Source organism: Ketogulonicigenium robustum (assembly GCF_002117445.1).
Lineage (GTDB): Bacteria > Pseudomonadota > Alphaproteobacteria > Rhodobacterales > Rhodobacteraceae > Ketogulonicigenium > Ketogulonicigenium robustum.
In genome coordinates this window covers 1,282,104-1,296,392 of the sequence record NZ_CP019937.1, presented here as the reverse complement: position 1 = coordinate 1,296,392, position 14,289 = coordinate 1,282,104, and the positions used below count along the sequence as shown (strand labels likewise).

The 14,289-nt window shown below is 62.3% G+C and carries 15 protein-coding genes; 8 read left to right on the top strand and 7 right to left on the bottom strand.

Features of this window, described 5'->3' with window-relative positions; translation table 11 throughout:
• Positions 1 to 41: 41 nt before the first annotated feature.
• A complete protein-coding gene (locus BVG79_RS06585) occupies positions 42 to 392 on the bottom strand; it encodes a RidA family protein (protein WP_085786181.1) in 351 nt (116 codons plus the stop codon).
• A 202-nt stretch (positions 393 to 594) separates the two neighbouring features.
• Between BVG79_RS06585 and BVG79_RS06580 the strand changes: the two genes are divergently transcribed.
• The gene (locus tag BVG79_RS06580; RefSeq protein ID WP_085787295.1) at positions 595 to 1,230 is read left to right on the top strand and encodes a hypothetical protein; all 636 of its coding nucleotides are present in this window, start codon (positions 595 to 597) and stop codon (positions 1,228 to 1,230) included.
• Here BVG79_RS06580 and BVG79_RS06575 read toward each other — a convergent pair whose 3' ends face one another.
• The 4 genes from BVG79_RS06575 to BVG79_RS06560 are packed head-to-tail and all read right to left on the bottom strand — an operon-like array spanning position 1,231 to position 5,880.
• Positions 1,231 to 2,685, bottom strand: a complete 1,455-nt coding sequence (locus tag BVG79_RS06575) for a cryptochrome/photolyase family protein (RefSeq protein ID WP_085786180.1) — start codon at positions 2,683 to 2,685, stop codon at positions 1,231 to 1,233. It lies immediately after the preceding gene.
• A complete protein-coding gene (locus tag BVG79_RS06570) occupies positions 2,682 to 3,806 on the bottom strand; it encodes a class I SAM-dependent methyltransferase (protein WP_085786179.1) in 1,125 nt (374 codons plus the stop codon). The genes BVG79_RS06575 and BVG79_RS06570 overlap by 4 nt, the downstream gene beginning before the upstream one ends.
• Positions 3,803 to 4,591: a DUF1365 domain-containing protein gene (locus BVG79_RS06565; protein ID WP_085786178.1), complete on the bottom strand. Its 789-nt coding sequence runs from the start codon at positions 4,589 to 4,591 to the stop codon at positions 3,803 to 3,805. Before BVG79_RS06565 ends, BVG79_RS06570 begins: the two co-directional genes overlap by 4 nt.
• Positions 4,588 to 5,880, bottom strand: coding sequence for an NAD(P)/FAD-dependent oxidoreductase (locus BVG79_RS06560; RefSeq protein WP_085786177.1), 1,293 nt, complete (start codon positions 5,878 to 5,880; stop codon positions 4,588 to 4,590). The genes BVG79_RS06565 and BVG79_RS06560 overlap by 4 nt, the downstream gene beginning before the upstream one ends.
• 160 nt (positions 5,881 to 6,040) lie before the next feature.
• Between BVG79_RS06560 and BVG79_RS06555 the strand changes: the two genes are divergently transcribed.
• Both BVG79_RS06555 and BVG79_RS06550 read left to right on the top strand, forming a co-directional pair.
• Positions 6,041 to 6,685, top strand: a complete 645-nt coding sequence (locus BVG79_RS06555; RefSeq protein WP_335617545.1) for a sigma-70 family RNA polymerase sigma factor — start codon at positions 6,041 to 6,043, stop codon at positions 6,683 to 6,685.
• Entirely contained in the window at positions 6,682 to 7,317 is a 636-nt protein-coding gene (locus tag BVG79_RS06550; protein ID WP_085786176.1) for a ChrR family anti-sigma-E factor, read from the top strand. The genes BVG79_RS06555 and BVG79_RS06550 overlap by 4 nt, the downstream gene beginning before the upstream one ends.
• A gap of 12 nt (positions 7,318 to 7,329) precedes the next feature.
• Here the strand turns inward: BVG79_RS06550 and BVG79_RS06545 are convergent, their stop codons facing one another.
• Complete coding sequence (locus BVG79_RS06545; protein ID WP_418268952.1) at positions 7,330 to 7,731, bottom strand: DUF2177 family protein; 402 nt, start codon at positions 7,729 to 7,731, stop codon at positions 7,330 to 7,332.
• Positions 7,732 to 7,947: 216 nt separating this feature from the next.
• On the opposite strand from BVG79_RS06545, the gene BVG79_RS06540 reads away from it, so the two are divergent.
• The 5 genes from BVG79_RS06540 (at position 7,948) to BVG79_RS06520 (ending at position 13,093) form a co-directional block, all read left to right on the top strand.
• Positions 7,948 to 8,964: an ABC transporter substrate-binding protein gene (locus BVG79_RS06540; RefSeq protein WP_085786174.1), complete on the top strand. Its 1,017-nt coding sequence runs from the start codon at positions 7,948 to 7,950 to the stop codon at positions 8,962 to 8,964.
• Between the two features lie 65 nt (positions 8,965 to 9,029).
• Positions 9,030 to 9,857, top strand: a complete 828-nt coding sequence (locus BVG79_RS06535) for an ABC transporter permease (RefSeq protein WP_085786173.1) — start codon at positions 9,030 to 9,032, stop codon at positions 9,855 to 9,857.
• Position 9,858: 1 nt separating this feature from the next.
• On the top strand, positions 9,859 to 10,647 hold the full coding sequence (locus tag BVG79_RS06530) for an ABC transporter permease (protein ID WP_085786172.1): 789 nt from the start codon (positions 9,859 to 9,861) through the stop codon (positions 10,645 to 10,647).
• A complete protein-coding gene (locus BVG79_RS06525) occupies positions 10,644 to 11,717 on the top strand; it encodes an ABC transporter ATP-binding protein (RefSeq protein WP_085786171.1) in 1,074 nt (357 codons plus the stop codon). The genes BVG79_RS06530 and BVG79_RS06525 overlap by 4 nt, the downstream gene beginning before the upstream one ends.
• Positions 11,717 to 13,093 carry a M20/M25/M40 family metallo-hydrolase gene (locus tag BVG79_RS06520; RefSeq protein WP_085786170.1) on the top strand — a complete coding sequence of 459 codons (1,377 nt, stop codon included), beginning with the start codon at positions 11,717 to 11,719 and terminating at the stop codon, positions 13,091 to 13,093. The genes BVG79_RS06525 and BVG79_RS06520 overlap by 1 nt, the downstream gene beginning before the upstream one ends.
• Here the strand turns inward: BVG79_RS06520 and BVG79_RS06515 are convergent.
• Positions 13,090 to 14,253: an amidohydrolase gene (locus tag BVG79_RS06515; RefSeq protein WP_085786169.1), complete on the bottom strand. Its 1,164-nt coding sequence runs from the start codon at positions 14,251 to 14,253 to the stop codon at positions 13,090 to 13,092. The two genes, BVG79_RS06520 and BVG79_RS06515, sit on opposite strands and share 4 nt — an antisense overlap.
• Positions 14,254 to 14,289: the final 36 nt, after the last annotated feature.

The window sequence follows — 14,289 nt, the reverse complement described above, 5'->3', positions numbered from 1 at the left end:
CACGCCCCGCGCAGACAGGCGGGGCGCGCAATGACGCAGTTTTAGACAGCCGCCGTCACGATGATTTCCACCTTGTAGTCCGGCGTCGCCAGCGAGGCTTGGCCCGTGTAACGCGCAGGCGTGTGGCCTGCGGCGACCCACTTGTCCCACACAGCATTCATACCAGCGAAATCGGCGTCGATGTCCTTAAGCCAGATTTGCGCGGTCAGCAGACGGGTCTTGTCGGTGCCAGCCAAGGCCAGAATGCGGTCAATCTCGGCCAGAACGGCGGTGGTCTGGGTGGTAATATCTTCGCCGGGGGCTTCGCATTGGCCGGCCAAATAGGCGATACCGTTGAAGACGACGGCGGCGCTCATGCGGGCCCCAGTTTCGATGCGCTTAATCTCGGACATACGGGTCTCTTCCTGTTGGGCTGGGGCGCCGGATCGGCCCGGCACCTTTGATATGCAACTGTACTGCGCGGATGTTGTGGCAGGTCGGCGCGCAGCGCGCAAGCGTTCAGCCGCTGTGGGGTGGTAACCGTTCCTTAAGGCGCGGCGGATAGCATGTCCCGAAGGAAAGCGTGGCATAGCCGCGCCCGCAGGAGCAATGCCGATGAAAGCTATACTGACTGCCGTCATTGCGTTATGTGCCGCCGTTTTTGCAGGGCTGGCGCAGGCGCAAACCCCATCGGGGCCCTTTGGGGTCGAGGCGGGGGCCTCGACGCTGGGGCTATACGCCGCGCCCAGTTTCGCCCCGGGCGACAGCACGACCATACGCTTGCCCATCTTTTTCGGGGGGCTCGAGGACGAGTTTGACGTCGACGGCACGCGTCTTCGCGGTGATCTGGATGTTCAAGCGATGGGGGTCGTCGCCGACTACCGGCTTTATCGCGGGCTATACCTGTCTACGGGGCTACTGTTCGGCGGCTATGCGTTTGATGGGCATGCCGATACGATCAGCACAGATTCTGGCGATATTACGGGGGATTTCCGGTTCCAGATGCGGCAGACGCGCAATGTGGCACCGGTTTTGGCGCTGGGCTACCGCTATGCCTTCTTCTCGGGGATGACGTTGCGGGCCGAGGTCGGGGCGAAGTTGGTGAAACACGCGCTGAAGGTTGACGGTATCAGCGCCTTGTCCCCTGCCGATCGTGCAGATGTGGAAGGTGAAATCGCACGGTTGAACGCGGATCTCGACGATCTGCCGGTCGTGCCCTTTATTACCTTGGCCGTTGGCGTGCTGTTTTAACTAAAGACCCTCAAAACGCGGCGAGGCGTCGTTCGATTTGAAGGCCGAGTAGGCCGCAAGCGCGGCGTTACGTCCGGCTGACAAGCGCTGTGCATCACCATCGGCGACCCAGGGCTGCGGCACCTGCCACGATGATGGCAGCGTGTCGTAATAGGCGGCAGCGTGGGGCGCGGTAGTTGCGTTCCATCCTGCCAACCATTTGGCGCGGTAGGTGCCATCGGGGTCGAATTGGGCCGCCTGCTTTTCGGGGTTGAAAATGCGAAAGTAAGGCGAGGCGTCTGGCCCGCAGCCAGCGACCCATTGCCAGTTCATCGCATTCGCGGCGGGGTCCCAGTCGGTCAGGCTGTCGGCAAAATGCGCTAGACCCAGCCGCCAGTCGGTCAGCAGGTGTTTTGTCAGCCAGCTGGCCACCACCATACGCACACGGTTATGCATCCGTCCGGTCACTCGCATCTCGCGCAGACCTGCGTCTACCAATCCTATTCCTGTGCGGGCCTGCTGCCATGCTGTGAAGCCGCTATTCGCGCCGCGCCACGGGAAATCAGCCCATTCGCCGCGCCATTCGGCACGGGGCATTTGCGGAAATGCCAGCAACAGGTGCCATGCAAACTCGCGCCAGATCACCTCGGATAAAAAGGTGTGCAGTGCGCCGGCCAGCGCGGGTTCAGCCTCGGCGCGCAGGGCAGTGATGGCCCACAGGCGGCGGGGGCTGATCTCGCCCGAGGCCAAGTGCTCGGACATGCCGGATGTCGCATCAATGTCGGGGCGATCGCGCGCGCTGGAATAGGGTGCCGCACGGGTGAAGAACGCCTCCAGCCGCGCGAGCGCGGCATCCTCGCCAGAGGGCAGGGCATAGTGTTCTAAAACCGAGGCGCCACTGTGCATATCGGGCGAAAGATTGACACTATCCAGCGATATGCCTGCTGGGCCTGTTGTTGATGCAGTAATGCGCGGCGGCGCATCTGGGCCGGGACGGTCCGGCCCCAACCGGCGCAGGGCACGGGCAAAGGGGGTGAAGACCCGAAACGGCGTGCCTTGTTGGGTCATCACGCGATGGGGGTGCGTCAGTAGGTGGCCGCCATGCAGATGCAGCGCCCCGTTTAGAGGTGCCAGCGCGCCACGCAGACGCTGCTGCTGCGCCTGCATCTGCGGTACGGGCCAGTCGGACTGGTGGATTCGCCGCGCACCCGTTTGCTGCAAAAGCGGCGGAAAGACATCCTCGGGGGCACCGCTCAGCACAGTCACGCCGACGCCGCCCGTGCGCCGCCGCAAGGCGGCGTCAAAGGCACGCAGCGCCTGCATTAACCGCCAACGGCTGGCCGCGCCCTGCGCCAGCGTGACCGGATCTAGCAAAAAAACCGCGAGCAGGGGGCCATCGATGCACGCCGCCGCGAGTGCGGCATTGTCGGCGAAGCGAAAATCGCGCGTCAGCCAGAAAACCCCCGGGGCGGTCATGCGGCTGCACCATGGATATGGGTCAACTCTATCTGGGCGACATCGGTTAGGCCGGTGGCGAAAGCCGCGGCGCACCCTTCGAGGTAGAATTGCCAACCCCGCACGAAGCGCGCATCATAGCCCAACTGACGCAGACGGTCGCTATTGCCCAGCAGCCTGTCGCGCCATTGGCGGCAGGTGCGCGCGTAATCGGCCCCAAATGAATGGCTGGTTTGCAGCGATAGCCCCGCGCGGGCTGCCAGATGCGCGATAATCGCGTTACAGGGCAGGGTGCCGCCAGACATAATTTGCTGGCGCAGCAGGTCGCGGCGGGTGCGGTGGAGGGAAAACTCGCTATCGGGCACCGTCACTGTTTGCAAAACCACACGCCCGTTCGGGGCAAGGTTGGCCTTGATTTTGGCAAAGAACGCGGGCCACGCGCGCTGGGGCAGAGTTTCAATCGTTTCGATGGCGACGATACTGTCGAAACGCTCGTGCATCGGGGCGGGCCGCAGCCGCACCACGGCGCGGCCATCCAGACGCGCATCGGCGTAGCCTTTTTGGGATTGGTTTGCAGCCTCGGCCGTGACGCGATAGCCCGATTCCGCGGCGACTTCGGTAAACGCGCCCCATTGGCAGCCCAATTCCAGCAGAGTGCTGCGGTTGCCCAAGCAGTCCAAAATACGGTGATGGGTTTCCAACTGGGCTTGTTCCAAATCATCATGCGCGCCGAAAAATGCGCCTGAACACGCCATCGACGGGCCAAGCCACATCTGGAAAAATTCGTTTCCGCCCCAATGCGGCTGGCGCGTAGCGCCGCGCAGCACGCGGGCGGCCAAATGTGCGCGCAGACGCGACAGCGGGCCCGCAGCAGGCAGGCGGTCAAGGTTGCGCAGCATCAGGGCCAGCACCGCCTCGGGGGACGAGCCGTGCCATTTGCCGTCGATCCACGCCTCGCCAAGGCCCATCTTTCCGCGCCCTGTCAGGCCCGCCAACACAGCCCAGTCGCGGATTTCGATGTCGGCCTCGGGGCCGCCAGACCCGAATTGATACTGGTGCCCCTCCGGGGTGCGCAGGTGCAGGCGTCCATGCTCGATCCCTTCGAGTGCGGCCAGAAAACGATGCTGAGAAGGAGGAGTCATTTGCTGATCTCGTTCGAGGGTGGAGGGGGGAGATTGCGCCACGCGGCGCCTTTCAGACGCAGTTTCAGTGCCTGCCAGATGATCAGGACGGATACGCGCAATGCGCCGCCGGGCCTGCGTGCGGCGGCTGCGGCAATGCCCCGGCTGGTCAGGGGGCGAAAGCGCCCTGTCATCGCCGCATCCAGCCCGTTTTCACCGTCGATCTGCTGGATGCGGATCGCAAGGCGGTCGGGGTGCAGGCTGAAGTTGAAAAAGTATGCACCGCGCACGTCCTGAAAGGGCGAGACATGGAACACCTTTTGCGCGGCGATTTGGTCGCGTGCTGCAATGGGGGCAAACGCGGGGCGGTGGCAAATATAGCTGTGGCGCTGCCCGAAGGTATTGTTCACCTCGGCGATGACGGCGCGCAGGGTGTCGCCCTCGATCACCATCCAGAAGCTGACGGGGTTGAACCAGTAGCCCAGAAAGCGCGGCTGTGTCAGCAGGGCCATGACCAGCCCCGCGCGTTTGGGCAGACCCGCAGCGGCAAACTGGTCCCACGCCCAGTCAGCGCCTGACCCGTTCCCCCGCGCGCCGCCGTGATCGGCATCGTAAAACGAAAACAGGTTGAGCCGGTTGCGCCCGAACAGGCGGGGTCGTTTCAATGTGGCTTCGGGTGCGAACAGCAGGTAGTCAACGTGATAGCGGAAGCGGTGTTGCAGCGGGCCGCGCCGTGCATGGCCGACGTCGGTCGGCAGGTGCAGCACGGCACCCCCCGCCAACCGATCAGCAAGCGAAACCGTCACGGCCGGACCCCAAGCGGAAGGAGGCGTCGCGCGATCCGCATGGCGCTGGCGAAACCGTCCTCATGAAAGCCGTTGCGCAGCCATGCACCTGCAAACCACGTGTGGTTATCGCCCTGCATCTGCGCGATCTGGCTTTGCGCCTGCAAAGCAGGGCCGTCGAATACGGGGTGATGAAAGGTTGTTTCGTCGTAAATTGCGGCGTCCGGCAAGGGGATTTCGGGGTTCAGCGTTACGAACAGCGGGTCGCTGTCGGGCAGGCTTTGCAGCCGGTTCATCCAATAGCTGATGCCGACGTTCCGCTCGGCCCCGAGGGAACGGTCCGTGCGGTAGACCCACGAGCTCCAACACGCGCGGCGCTGCGGCATGACGCCAGTGTGGCTGTGCAGCACCGCGCGGTTTTCCTGAAACCTGATCGCGCCGAGGGCTTGCGTCTCGGGCGGGGTGGGGTCGCCCAGCAGCGCCAACGCCTGATCGGCGTGATTTGCAAAGATCACCTGATCAAACACCTCGGGTGTGCTGCCAGCGGCGCGCAAGGTGACGCCATCCGCCGCCCGCGTGACGGATTGGACGGGCGTGCCGACGCGCAGCGCAACGCCCATCTGCCGCAAGGCTTGCGTCAAGCGCTGCACATAGCTGATGCTGCCGCCGCCGACCGTCCACCATTGGTGCTGCCCCTCGCGCGAGAGCAGCGCGTGGTTGCGCAGGAACCGCAGCAGGGCCTCGGCTGGGAAATCGCCGATCTGCCCACGGGGCGTCGACCAGATCGCGCCGCACAGGGCATATAGATAGTGTTCGCGAAAGCGTCGGCCCAGGCGCATATGGTCTAGCAGCTGCGCGATGCTCAGCCCCGGATAGGCCGCAACGACGGATTCGGCCTGCGCATTGAACCGCAGGATCTGCGTCAGCATGCTGTAAAAGCGCGGGTCGACCATATTGCGGCGCTGGCCAAAAATAGACCCCAGCGTGTTCATCGCAAATTCGACGCGCCCGCTATCGAGCGAGACGGCGAAGCTCATGTCGCTTTTCTTGATCGGCACGTCCAGCGCATGGAATAGGGACGTCAGGTGCGGATAGTTGGCGTGGTTGAAGACGATAAACCCCGTATCGACCGCCACATCCCCGTTGCGCCCCGCCATCACGGTGCGGGCGTGGCCACCCCAGCGCGGCGCGGCCTCGTAAACGGTGACTTGGTGGTGGCGCCCCAGCAACCACGCGCTGGAAAGCCCTGCGATGCCGCCGCCGATAATGGCGATACGCTGGGGGGCGCCTTTACTCAGATCAAAAGGCATCGGACATTCCTTGGTTTGTGGGGCCTGTTTCTGCGGGCCTTGGTGCGGTCGTTCTGCAGGTGATTACGCATCTTGTAGCAAACTGGATCAGCAAAATCGTCCGCTAATGATCCAATCCTGTGCGAGCGGCGTAATCGCTTGCATGCGACAAGGGCTTGAAATGCAAGGATCAGAACTGGTGCGCGACGATATGGGGTTGCCTGTGCGCGCGGCTGTGCGAAACATCGCCACAGCCGAGGAGAGCGCGACTGTGCAACAAAGCCCCTATTCCGACATGACCGCCGCGCTGATCGCAGTGCGCGACCGGCGTGATCGCGCGGCGTTTGGGGTGTTGTTCGACCACTTCGGCCCGCGCCTCAAGGCGATGATGATGCGGCGCGGTTTGCGCGACGGATCGGCCGAGGATGTCGTGCAGGATGTGATGCTGGCTGTCTGGCACAAGGCCGCCCAGTTCGACCCGCAGCGGGCCGAGGCCTCCGCCTGGATTTACCGCATCGCCCGCAACCGTCAGATCGACCTGACGCGGCGCAAGCCGCTGCCGCTGCCGGACCTGATCGTCCATATGCCGACCGAGGCCTGTGACGCCACCGAAGCGATGGCCCTGCGCGAGGAAACGCTGCGTTTGCGCGATGCCATGTCGCGTTTGTCGCCCGAACAGCAGGGCGCCATCCAGCAGGCCTATATCGAAGACCTGCCGCATAGCCAAATCAGCCAGATAACCGGCCTGCCGCTGGGAACGATCAAATCGCGCATACGCCTTGCGCTGGATCGATTGCGGCACGAGCTGAAAGATATCAAGCCATGACCGAGATTAATCACCACATCACCGACGATCTGCTGCGCCAATATGCAGATGGCCGTCTGGCGCATCCATTTGCCGTTGTTGTTGCTGCGCATATATCGATTTGCGACGAATGCCGCACTCGGTTGGAGGTTTCCGACACGGTTGGAGGCATCGTATTGGAAGCGTTGGACACCGTCGCCCTGCACAGCGATGCGCGCGCGCGCATGTTGGCGGCGCTGGATGCCCCTGTGGCTCAGCCGCCTGCGGTGCGGGCTTCGGGTATTTTTCCTGCCCCTGTAATGCAGGCGCTGAATGGCCAGCCGCCGCGCTGGCGTATGTTGGGGGGCGGCATTCGCCAGCAAATCCTGTCTGCCGACGATACGGGGTCACTGCGGCTGCTGTATATTCCGCAAGGCTGCGCCGTTCCCGAACACACCCATGGAGGGTTGGAACTGACGCTGGTGCTGCAGGGAAGCTTTTCGGATGTGCAGGGCCGTTTTGGCCGGGGCGATCTTGAAACCGCGCATGATGATGTCGAACATCAACCCATCGCAGACGCGGGTCAGGCTTGCATTTGCCTTGCGGCGACCGATGCGCCGCTGAAGTTTTTTTCCTTCATCCCGCGCTTGCTGCAGCCGCTGTTTCGGATCTAGCGGTTGGCTGGCTTACGCCAGCTTTCCGCTGAAGATCGCAACGCCGGCCCAAGCGCAAAATCCGGTGAGGCAGGTGCCCCAAACCAGATCAACCGCGACCTGTTCCAATGTCCAGTCGGCAAGTGTCGCGTAGTTGGTGAATTCGTACGTGCCGTAGCACAACAACCCCAGTATCAACCCGCCGACCAGCGCCTGCAGCGGTGCCCCCGCCCGCAGTGCGGGCAGCGACACCAGCCACAAAAGGCCGAGGACGTAAAAAAGGTAGAACACCGCCGCTGGACCGATCCGGATGGGATCGGCCAAAAGGGGCCCTATATGGCGCGCGAACACCGGCTGGACGATCTTGGTAATACCAATCACATCCAGCGCTAAAAACAGGACGGCGGTGACAACATACAACCCAATCGCGTGCAACATAAGGCAGACCCCTTAACCGATTTCGGTCGTATTACGCGCCTTCCGCGCAATTGGATCACACATGCGGCAATTGAACAGCTTAAAAAATGATCGAATGGATGGTAGGCTACAGCCAACGCCCGATCACGTTAGGTGCTTTGCGCGGTAAAGCGGTTGCGCAGCGCGGGTGTGCTCTCTATCGGAAACATCAGTCCACCTTTCAGGAGCCCTTCGATGAAATCTGTTACCAGCCTTTCGGCCATCGTCCTCGCGCTGGGCGCAGGCATGGCGCATGCCGAAACCTTCACCATTTCGTGGTGGGGCTATAACGGCGACAAACTGCAAGAAAACATCATTGACCCGTTCAAGGAAATCTGCGGTTGCGAGATCGAATTCGAAACCGGCAACAACGCTGACCGTCTGGGCAAGCTGGCCGCGCGCGGCGGGCAGGGCATCGACATCATTTACCTGACTGACTCGTTCTCGCAGCAGGGGATCGAGCAGGGCCTGTTCCAGCCGATCGACGCATCGAAGATCCCGAATCTGGAAAACATCTATGAAATCGGTCGCGACCCGCAAGGCGGCTACGGCCCGGCCTACACCATCGGCCGCGTTGGCATCGCATACGATACCGCCCGCGCCGAGCCGCTGACTTCGTGGAACGACCTGTGGCGCGCTGATCTGGCCTCGTCGGTCACGCTGCCGGGCATCACCACCACCGCGGGCCCCATGGTCGTAACGCTGGCTGGCCAACATGCAGGCGTTGACGCGTTCGCAGACCCCGACGCAGCCTTTGCCGCGATCGAGGAACTGAAGGTCAACTCGGCCAAGAACTACAATACGGGTTCGGAAATGGTGAACCTGATTTCGACCGGCGAAGCATCGGTCGCTATCGCGCAGGACTTCACCTTTGCATCGCTGACCGCTGCCGTGCCCACCATGCAATGGGCTACGCTGGAAGAAGGCGATATCGCTACGCTGAACACCGTCAACATCCCGACGGGCGCTGCGAATACCGAACTGGCGTACCAGTTCATCAACTTCATCTTGTCGCAAGAAGTGCAACAGAAGAACGCCGAGCAGGGCGTCGACGCACCGATCAATAGCGAAGTTTTGCTTGAGCCCGAGCAAGCTGCCCTCTGGACATATGGCGCAGACGCTGTAAACGCCCTGAACCGCATCGACTACGCCGCCATGAACGCCGCCAAGGCCGACTGGATTGAACGTTGGAACGAAATCTTCGGCATGTAATTAGCCGCAGAACTTGATTAAGGGGTGCCCCAATCGGGGCACCTTTCATTTAGGAAGGACCGTGAATGTCCAATCGCCTTCGCGCTTGGCTGCTCAGCGCACCAGCATTGTTGCTGGTGCTTTTGTTCTTGGGGTGGCCGGTTCTGGCTACGCTGGGATCATCGTTTGATCACGCCAATGGAATTTTTGGCAATTACGAGGCTTTTTTCAATTCGGGCCTGCGCCGTAGGGTGCTGTGGCGGACGTTTGAAATTGCCGCAATCACAACCGTTATCTCGGTCGTCATCGGGTTTGCGACCGCTTGGGTGGTTGCGCGCGCACCGGCGCGCCTGAAAAGCCTGATGATCGTGGCCGCAGTTTTCCCGCTGTTGACGGGCGTGGTCGTGCGTTCGTTCGCATGGCTGGTGCTGCTGGGGCGCAACGGCATCGTCAACACCACGCTGCTTAACTCGGGGGTGATATCGGAACCGCTTTCGATGCTTTACACCAAAGGTGCGGTGATCTCGGCCATGGTTTACCTGTTCGTGCCGCTGATGATCCTGACACTGGTTGGCGTGCTGGAAAGCATCCCGAAAGACCTGACCGAGGCTGCATCCTCGCTGGGGGCGAAACCCGGTGCGGCGTTCCGGCAGGTGATCCTGCCGATGTCGGTTCCCGGGCTGATCGTGGGGGCGGTGCTGGTGTTTACCGGATCGTTCACATCCTATGCCACACCGCAATTGCTGGGCGGCGAGCGTCAGATGATGATGGGCACGTTCCTGCACCAACGCGCGATGGTCATGTTCGACTGGGTCGGGGCCTCGACGGTCGCGGCCATCATGGTCGTGATCACGCTGATCACCGTTCTGGCGATGTCGCGACTGGCACGCCGTCTTAACCCCGTGGCAGGCTGACATGCAGCAAAAAATCAATCCGTTCCTGATTGCCTTTGCCGCAGTCGTCTTTGTCTTCTTGCTGGCGCCGCTGATCATCATCTTGGGCGCGGCACTGTCGAATACGACGTATTTGACGTTTCCGCCGCAGGGGCTGACGCTGCACTGGTTCCAAAACGCTTTTGATATCAGTGCGTTCCGCCGCACTGCTATCACGTCGTTTACACTGGCCGTTGCCGGCACAGCGCTGTCGATGGTGATCGGTATTCCGGCCGCATACGCGCTGGCGCGCTTTCGCGTGCAGCTACCGCAGTTCCTTGGCAATATCTATGTTCTGCCCATCCTGATCCCCGAGATCGTGCTGGGCTTTTCTATGATGAAAACCGTAGCTATCGGCGCGAACCTGCCGCTGATGACTACATTGATGCTGGCGCACGCGCTGTTGGTTTTGCCATACTGCGTACGTGTTGTTGGCGCCTCGCTGAACAGCTTCGATTTCTCGATCGAAGAAGCGGCCGTCAGCTTGGGCTGCCCGCGCTGGAAAGCGTTCTTCACCGTCGTACTGCCGAACATCCGTGGGGGTATTATTGCTGGGTTCATCCTAGCGTTTATTACCTCGCTCAACGATGTTTCCGTCTCGATGTTCTTGACGGGGCCGGGGGTTTCGACCCTGCCGATCCAACTGCTCGCCCATATGGAGCAGTTCTTCGACCCGACCATCGCCTCTGTTTCCGTATTGCTGATGCTCGTCACCGTTGTCGTTATGGCAATGGTTGAACGGACACTCGGCCTGACATTCATGACAAAATGACCGTATCTCTGAACCTTGAAAACATCACCGCCCACTACGGCACCACCAAGGTGCTGGAGGATCTGTCCCTGCACGTGAAAGAGGGCGAGCTTGTCTCGCTTCTGGGTGCATCGGGCTGCGGCAAAACCACAACCCTGCGTCTGGTGGCCGGCTTTCTGGAACCTACCAGCGGCACGATCAAGCTGGGCGAGCGTGATCTGACGCGCTTGCCGGCCCACGCGCGCGACATTGGTCTGGTCTTTCAGACCTACGCGCTGTTCCCGCACCTGAGCGTGCGCGATAACGTGGCCTTTGGTCTGAAGCAGCGCGGCGTGCCCGCCGATGAACGCAAGCGCCGCGCGAACGAGTTTGTCGATCTGGTAGGCCTTGGCGGTTACGCGGATCGCTATCCGGCAAACCTGTCGGGCGGGCAGCGTCAGCGCGTCGCCTTGGCCCGCGCACTGGTGATCCAGCCGCCGCTGCTGATGTTCGACGAGCCGCTTTCCAACCTTGATGCCAAGCTGCGCGTTGACATGCGGGTTGAAATCCGCCGTCTGCAACAGGCAAACGGCACGACCGCGCTTTATGTGACGCACGATCAGGAAGAGGCGTTCTCGATCTCGGACCGTGTCGCGATCATGAACAAGGGGCAGATCATGCAGCTGGATACGCCCGAAGTGCTGTATTCCAAGCCTGCAAACGCGTTTGTCGCCAATTTCGTCGGGTTCGAGAACCTGCTGGAAATGACCGTGGTGTCGGAAGACAGCACCAGCGTCCGCGCTGAGGCGGCTGGCGGTATGCTGGTTGACTTGCCCAAAGACCGCTTCGCTGTGCCGGGCAAGCGTTTCATTCTGGCGGCCCGTCCCGAAGGTTTGGTGGCGACGCCCGCCGCAGGGCAACCCGTGGGAACCGGCCTGCCGGTATCGCTGGGCCTGCGCACCTATCTGGGCCGCGCCTATCAGTACCAATGCGCGACGCCCGCCGGTCAGATCACCGCAAACGGCCCGCTGGCGACCCCGTACGAGAGTGGCACCGCCGCCATTCTGGTGCCGGACGCCGACCAGTGCTGCCTGCTTCCGGTCGAATCCTGATGTCGGCCGACGTTCTGGCACATATCGACGCCACCTTGGATCAGCGGCTTCAGTCGCTGTTCCAACTTATCCGTATCCCTTCGGTTTCGACGGATCCTGCCTATGCCGGCGATGTGGCCCGCTGCGCCGCGTGGTTGGCTGAAACGTTGCAGGCGATGGGGGCCGAGGCGAGCGTCCGCCCGACCACCGGTCACCCGATGGTTGTCGGCCACCTGCCGGGGCCAGCCGATGCGCCGCATGTGCTGTTCTACGGCCATTACGACGTCCAACCCGCCGACCCGCTAGAGCTGTGGAACAGCGATCCGTTCGAGCCGATCTTGCGCAAAGTTGGCGACGAGACTCACATCGTCGCGCGCGGTGCATCAGACGATAAGGGCGCGCTGATGACCTTTGTCGAGGCCTGCCGTGCCTATATCGAGGTGAAGGGCAGCCTGCCGCTGCGCGTCTCGTTCCTGTTCGAGGGCGAGGAAGAAAGCGGCTCGCCATCGCTGGCCGCCTTCCTTGAAAGCGCCAAGGACGAGCTGGATTGCGATCTGGTCCTGGTCTGCGATACCGATATGTGGGGGCAGGATACGCCCGCCATCACCACAAGCCTGCGTGGGCTGCTGGGGCAGGAAGTGAGCGTCACCGCGGGTGACCGCGATCTGCATTCGGGCATGTTTGGCAACGCCGCCGCCAATGCGGTGACTGTGCTGACGCAAGCCTTGGCCAGCATGCGTAGCCCCGAAGGCGGGGTCGCTTTTGCGGGTTTCTACGATGACGTGCAAATGCCGCCCGCAGAACGCCGCGCCGAATGGGCAGCGCTGCCTTTTGATGCGGCGGCCTTTTTGGGCGGCGTCGGCCGTGCCGTGCCTGCGGGCGAAGCGGCCTATTCCGTGCTCGAGCAAATCTGGGCACGCCCGAGTTGTGAGATCAACGGCATCTGGGGCGGCTATACCGAGCCGGGCTTTAAAACCGTGATCCCCGCCAAAGCGCATGCCAAAGTGTCGTTCCGTTTGGCGGCAGGGCAAGACCCCGAAAAGATCCGCGCGGCTTTTCAGGCGCATATCCGGTCGCAAATGCCCGCAGATTGCACGGTGGAATTTGCCGACCACGGCCTGTCGCCCGCGTGGGCCGCGCAGGCCGATAACCCCTATCTGGCCCCCGCATTGGCGGGGCTTGCCGCCGAATGGGGCAGCTCGACCACATGCGGCACCGGCGGGACGATCCCGATCATCGGGGCGCTGAACGGTATTTTGGGTGTGGATGCGCTGCTGGTGGGCTTCGCCCGCTTTGACAACCGCATCCACTCGCCCAATGAGAAGTATGATTTGTCAAGCTTTCACAAAGGCATGAAAGCTTGGGTTAATGTAATGGATGATCTGGCTAAGGTTTAGCGCAGCTCTTCCTCGACCACGGCACACCACCATGCGACGCCAGCGGGAATGCATTCATCATTGAAGTCGTAGTTTGTGCCGTGGTGCTGGCCGCCTGGGCGCATCGGCCCCATGCCGAGGTGCGCGTAGCAGCCGGGCACCCGCATACCAAATTCCGAAAAATCATCACCAGCCATGACAGGGTCATTCGCGGTGATCACCGCATCGCTGCCCAGCGCGCGGGCGGCGGCGCGGCGGGCGACCTCGGTCGGCGCGGCCTCGTTCACGACGGCTGAAATGCCGCGCGTATAGGTGTAATCCACCGCAATCCCGAGGCTGGCGGCGATGCCCCGCGCGTGGCGGCCGATGGCCTCTTCCAGATAATCGCGCACCGCTGGGTCATAGCTGCGGGCGGTGCCGCCGATAGCGGCCTCGGCGGGGATGACGTTCAGCGCTTCGAAGTCACCGGCATGCATGGCGCAGGCGCTGATGACGGCGGTTTTCAGGGGGTTAACCTCTTGCGCGACGATGTTGTGCACCTGCGCAAGGAACAGACCGGCAGCGGTCATGGGGTTGCGCCCGTTGTGGGGCTTGGCGCCGTGCGTGCCCATGCCGCGGAAGGTCACCCGCCAGCGGTCGGAACTGGCCAGTTGCGGCCCCTCGACAGCAGCGATGGCGCCCAGCGGCATGTCGACCGCATTGTGCAGGCCGTAAGCAGCGTCAACAGGGAACTGATCAAAGAACCCGTCACGCACCATTGCTGCACCGCCGCCACGACCTTCCTCGGCGGGTTGGAACACGAAATGTACGGTGCCCGAAAAGTCGCGCTTGGTCATTTCCTCGGCCGCGCCCAGCAGCATGACGGTGTGGCCGTCGTGCCCGCAGGCGTGCATTTTTCCGGGTGTTAAGCTGGCATAGGGCAGGCCTGTGACCTCGGTCATGGCCAGCGCGTCCATATCGGCGCGCAGCAAGATTGCGCGGTTGCCGGTACCTTTGCGCAGCGTGCCCACGACGCCCGTGCCGCCCAGACCCAACGTCACCTGCAGACCCGCGGCTGCCAGACGTTCGGCCACGATTTTGGACGTGCGATGTTCTTCAAATCCCAGCTCGGGGTGGGTATGAAGGTCGCGGCGCAGCGCCGTAAGGTCGGCGTGGGCGGCGGGCGAGATAAGATCAGTCATTTTTTAGGGCCTTTCGATTGCGGCCATATTAAAGCG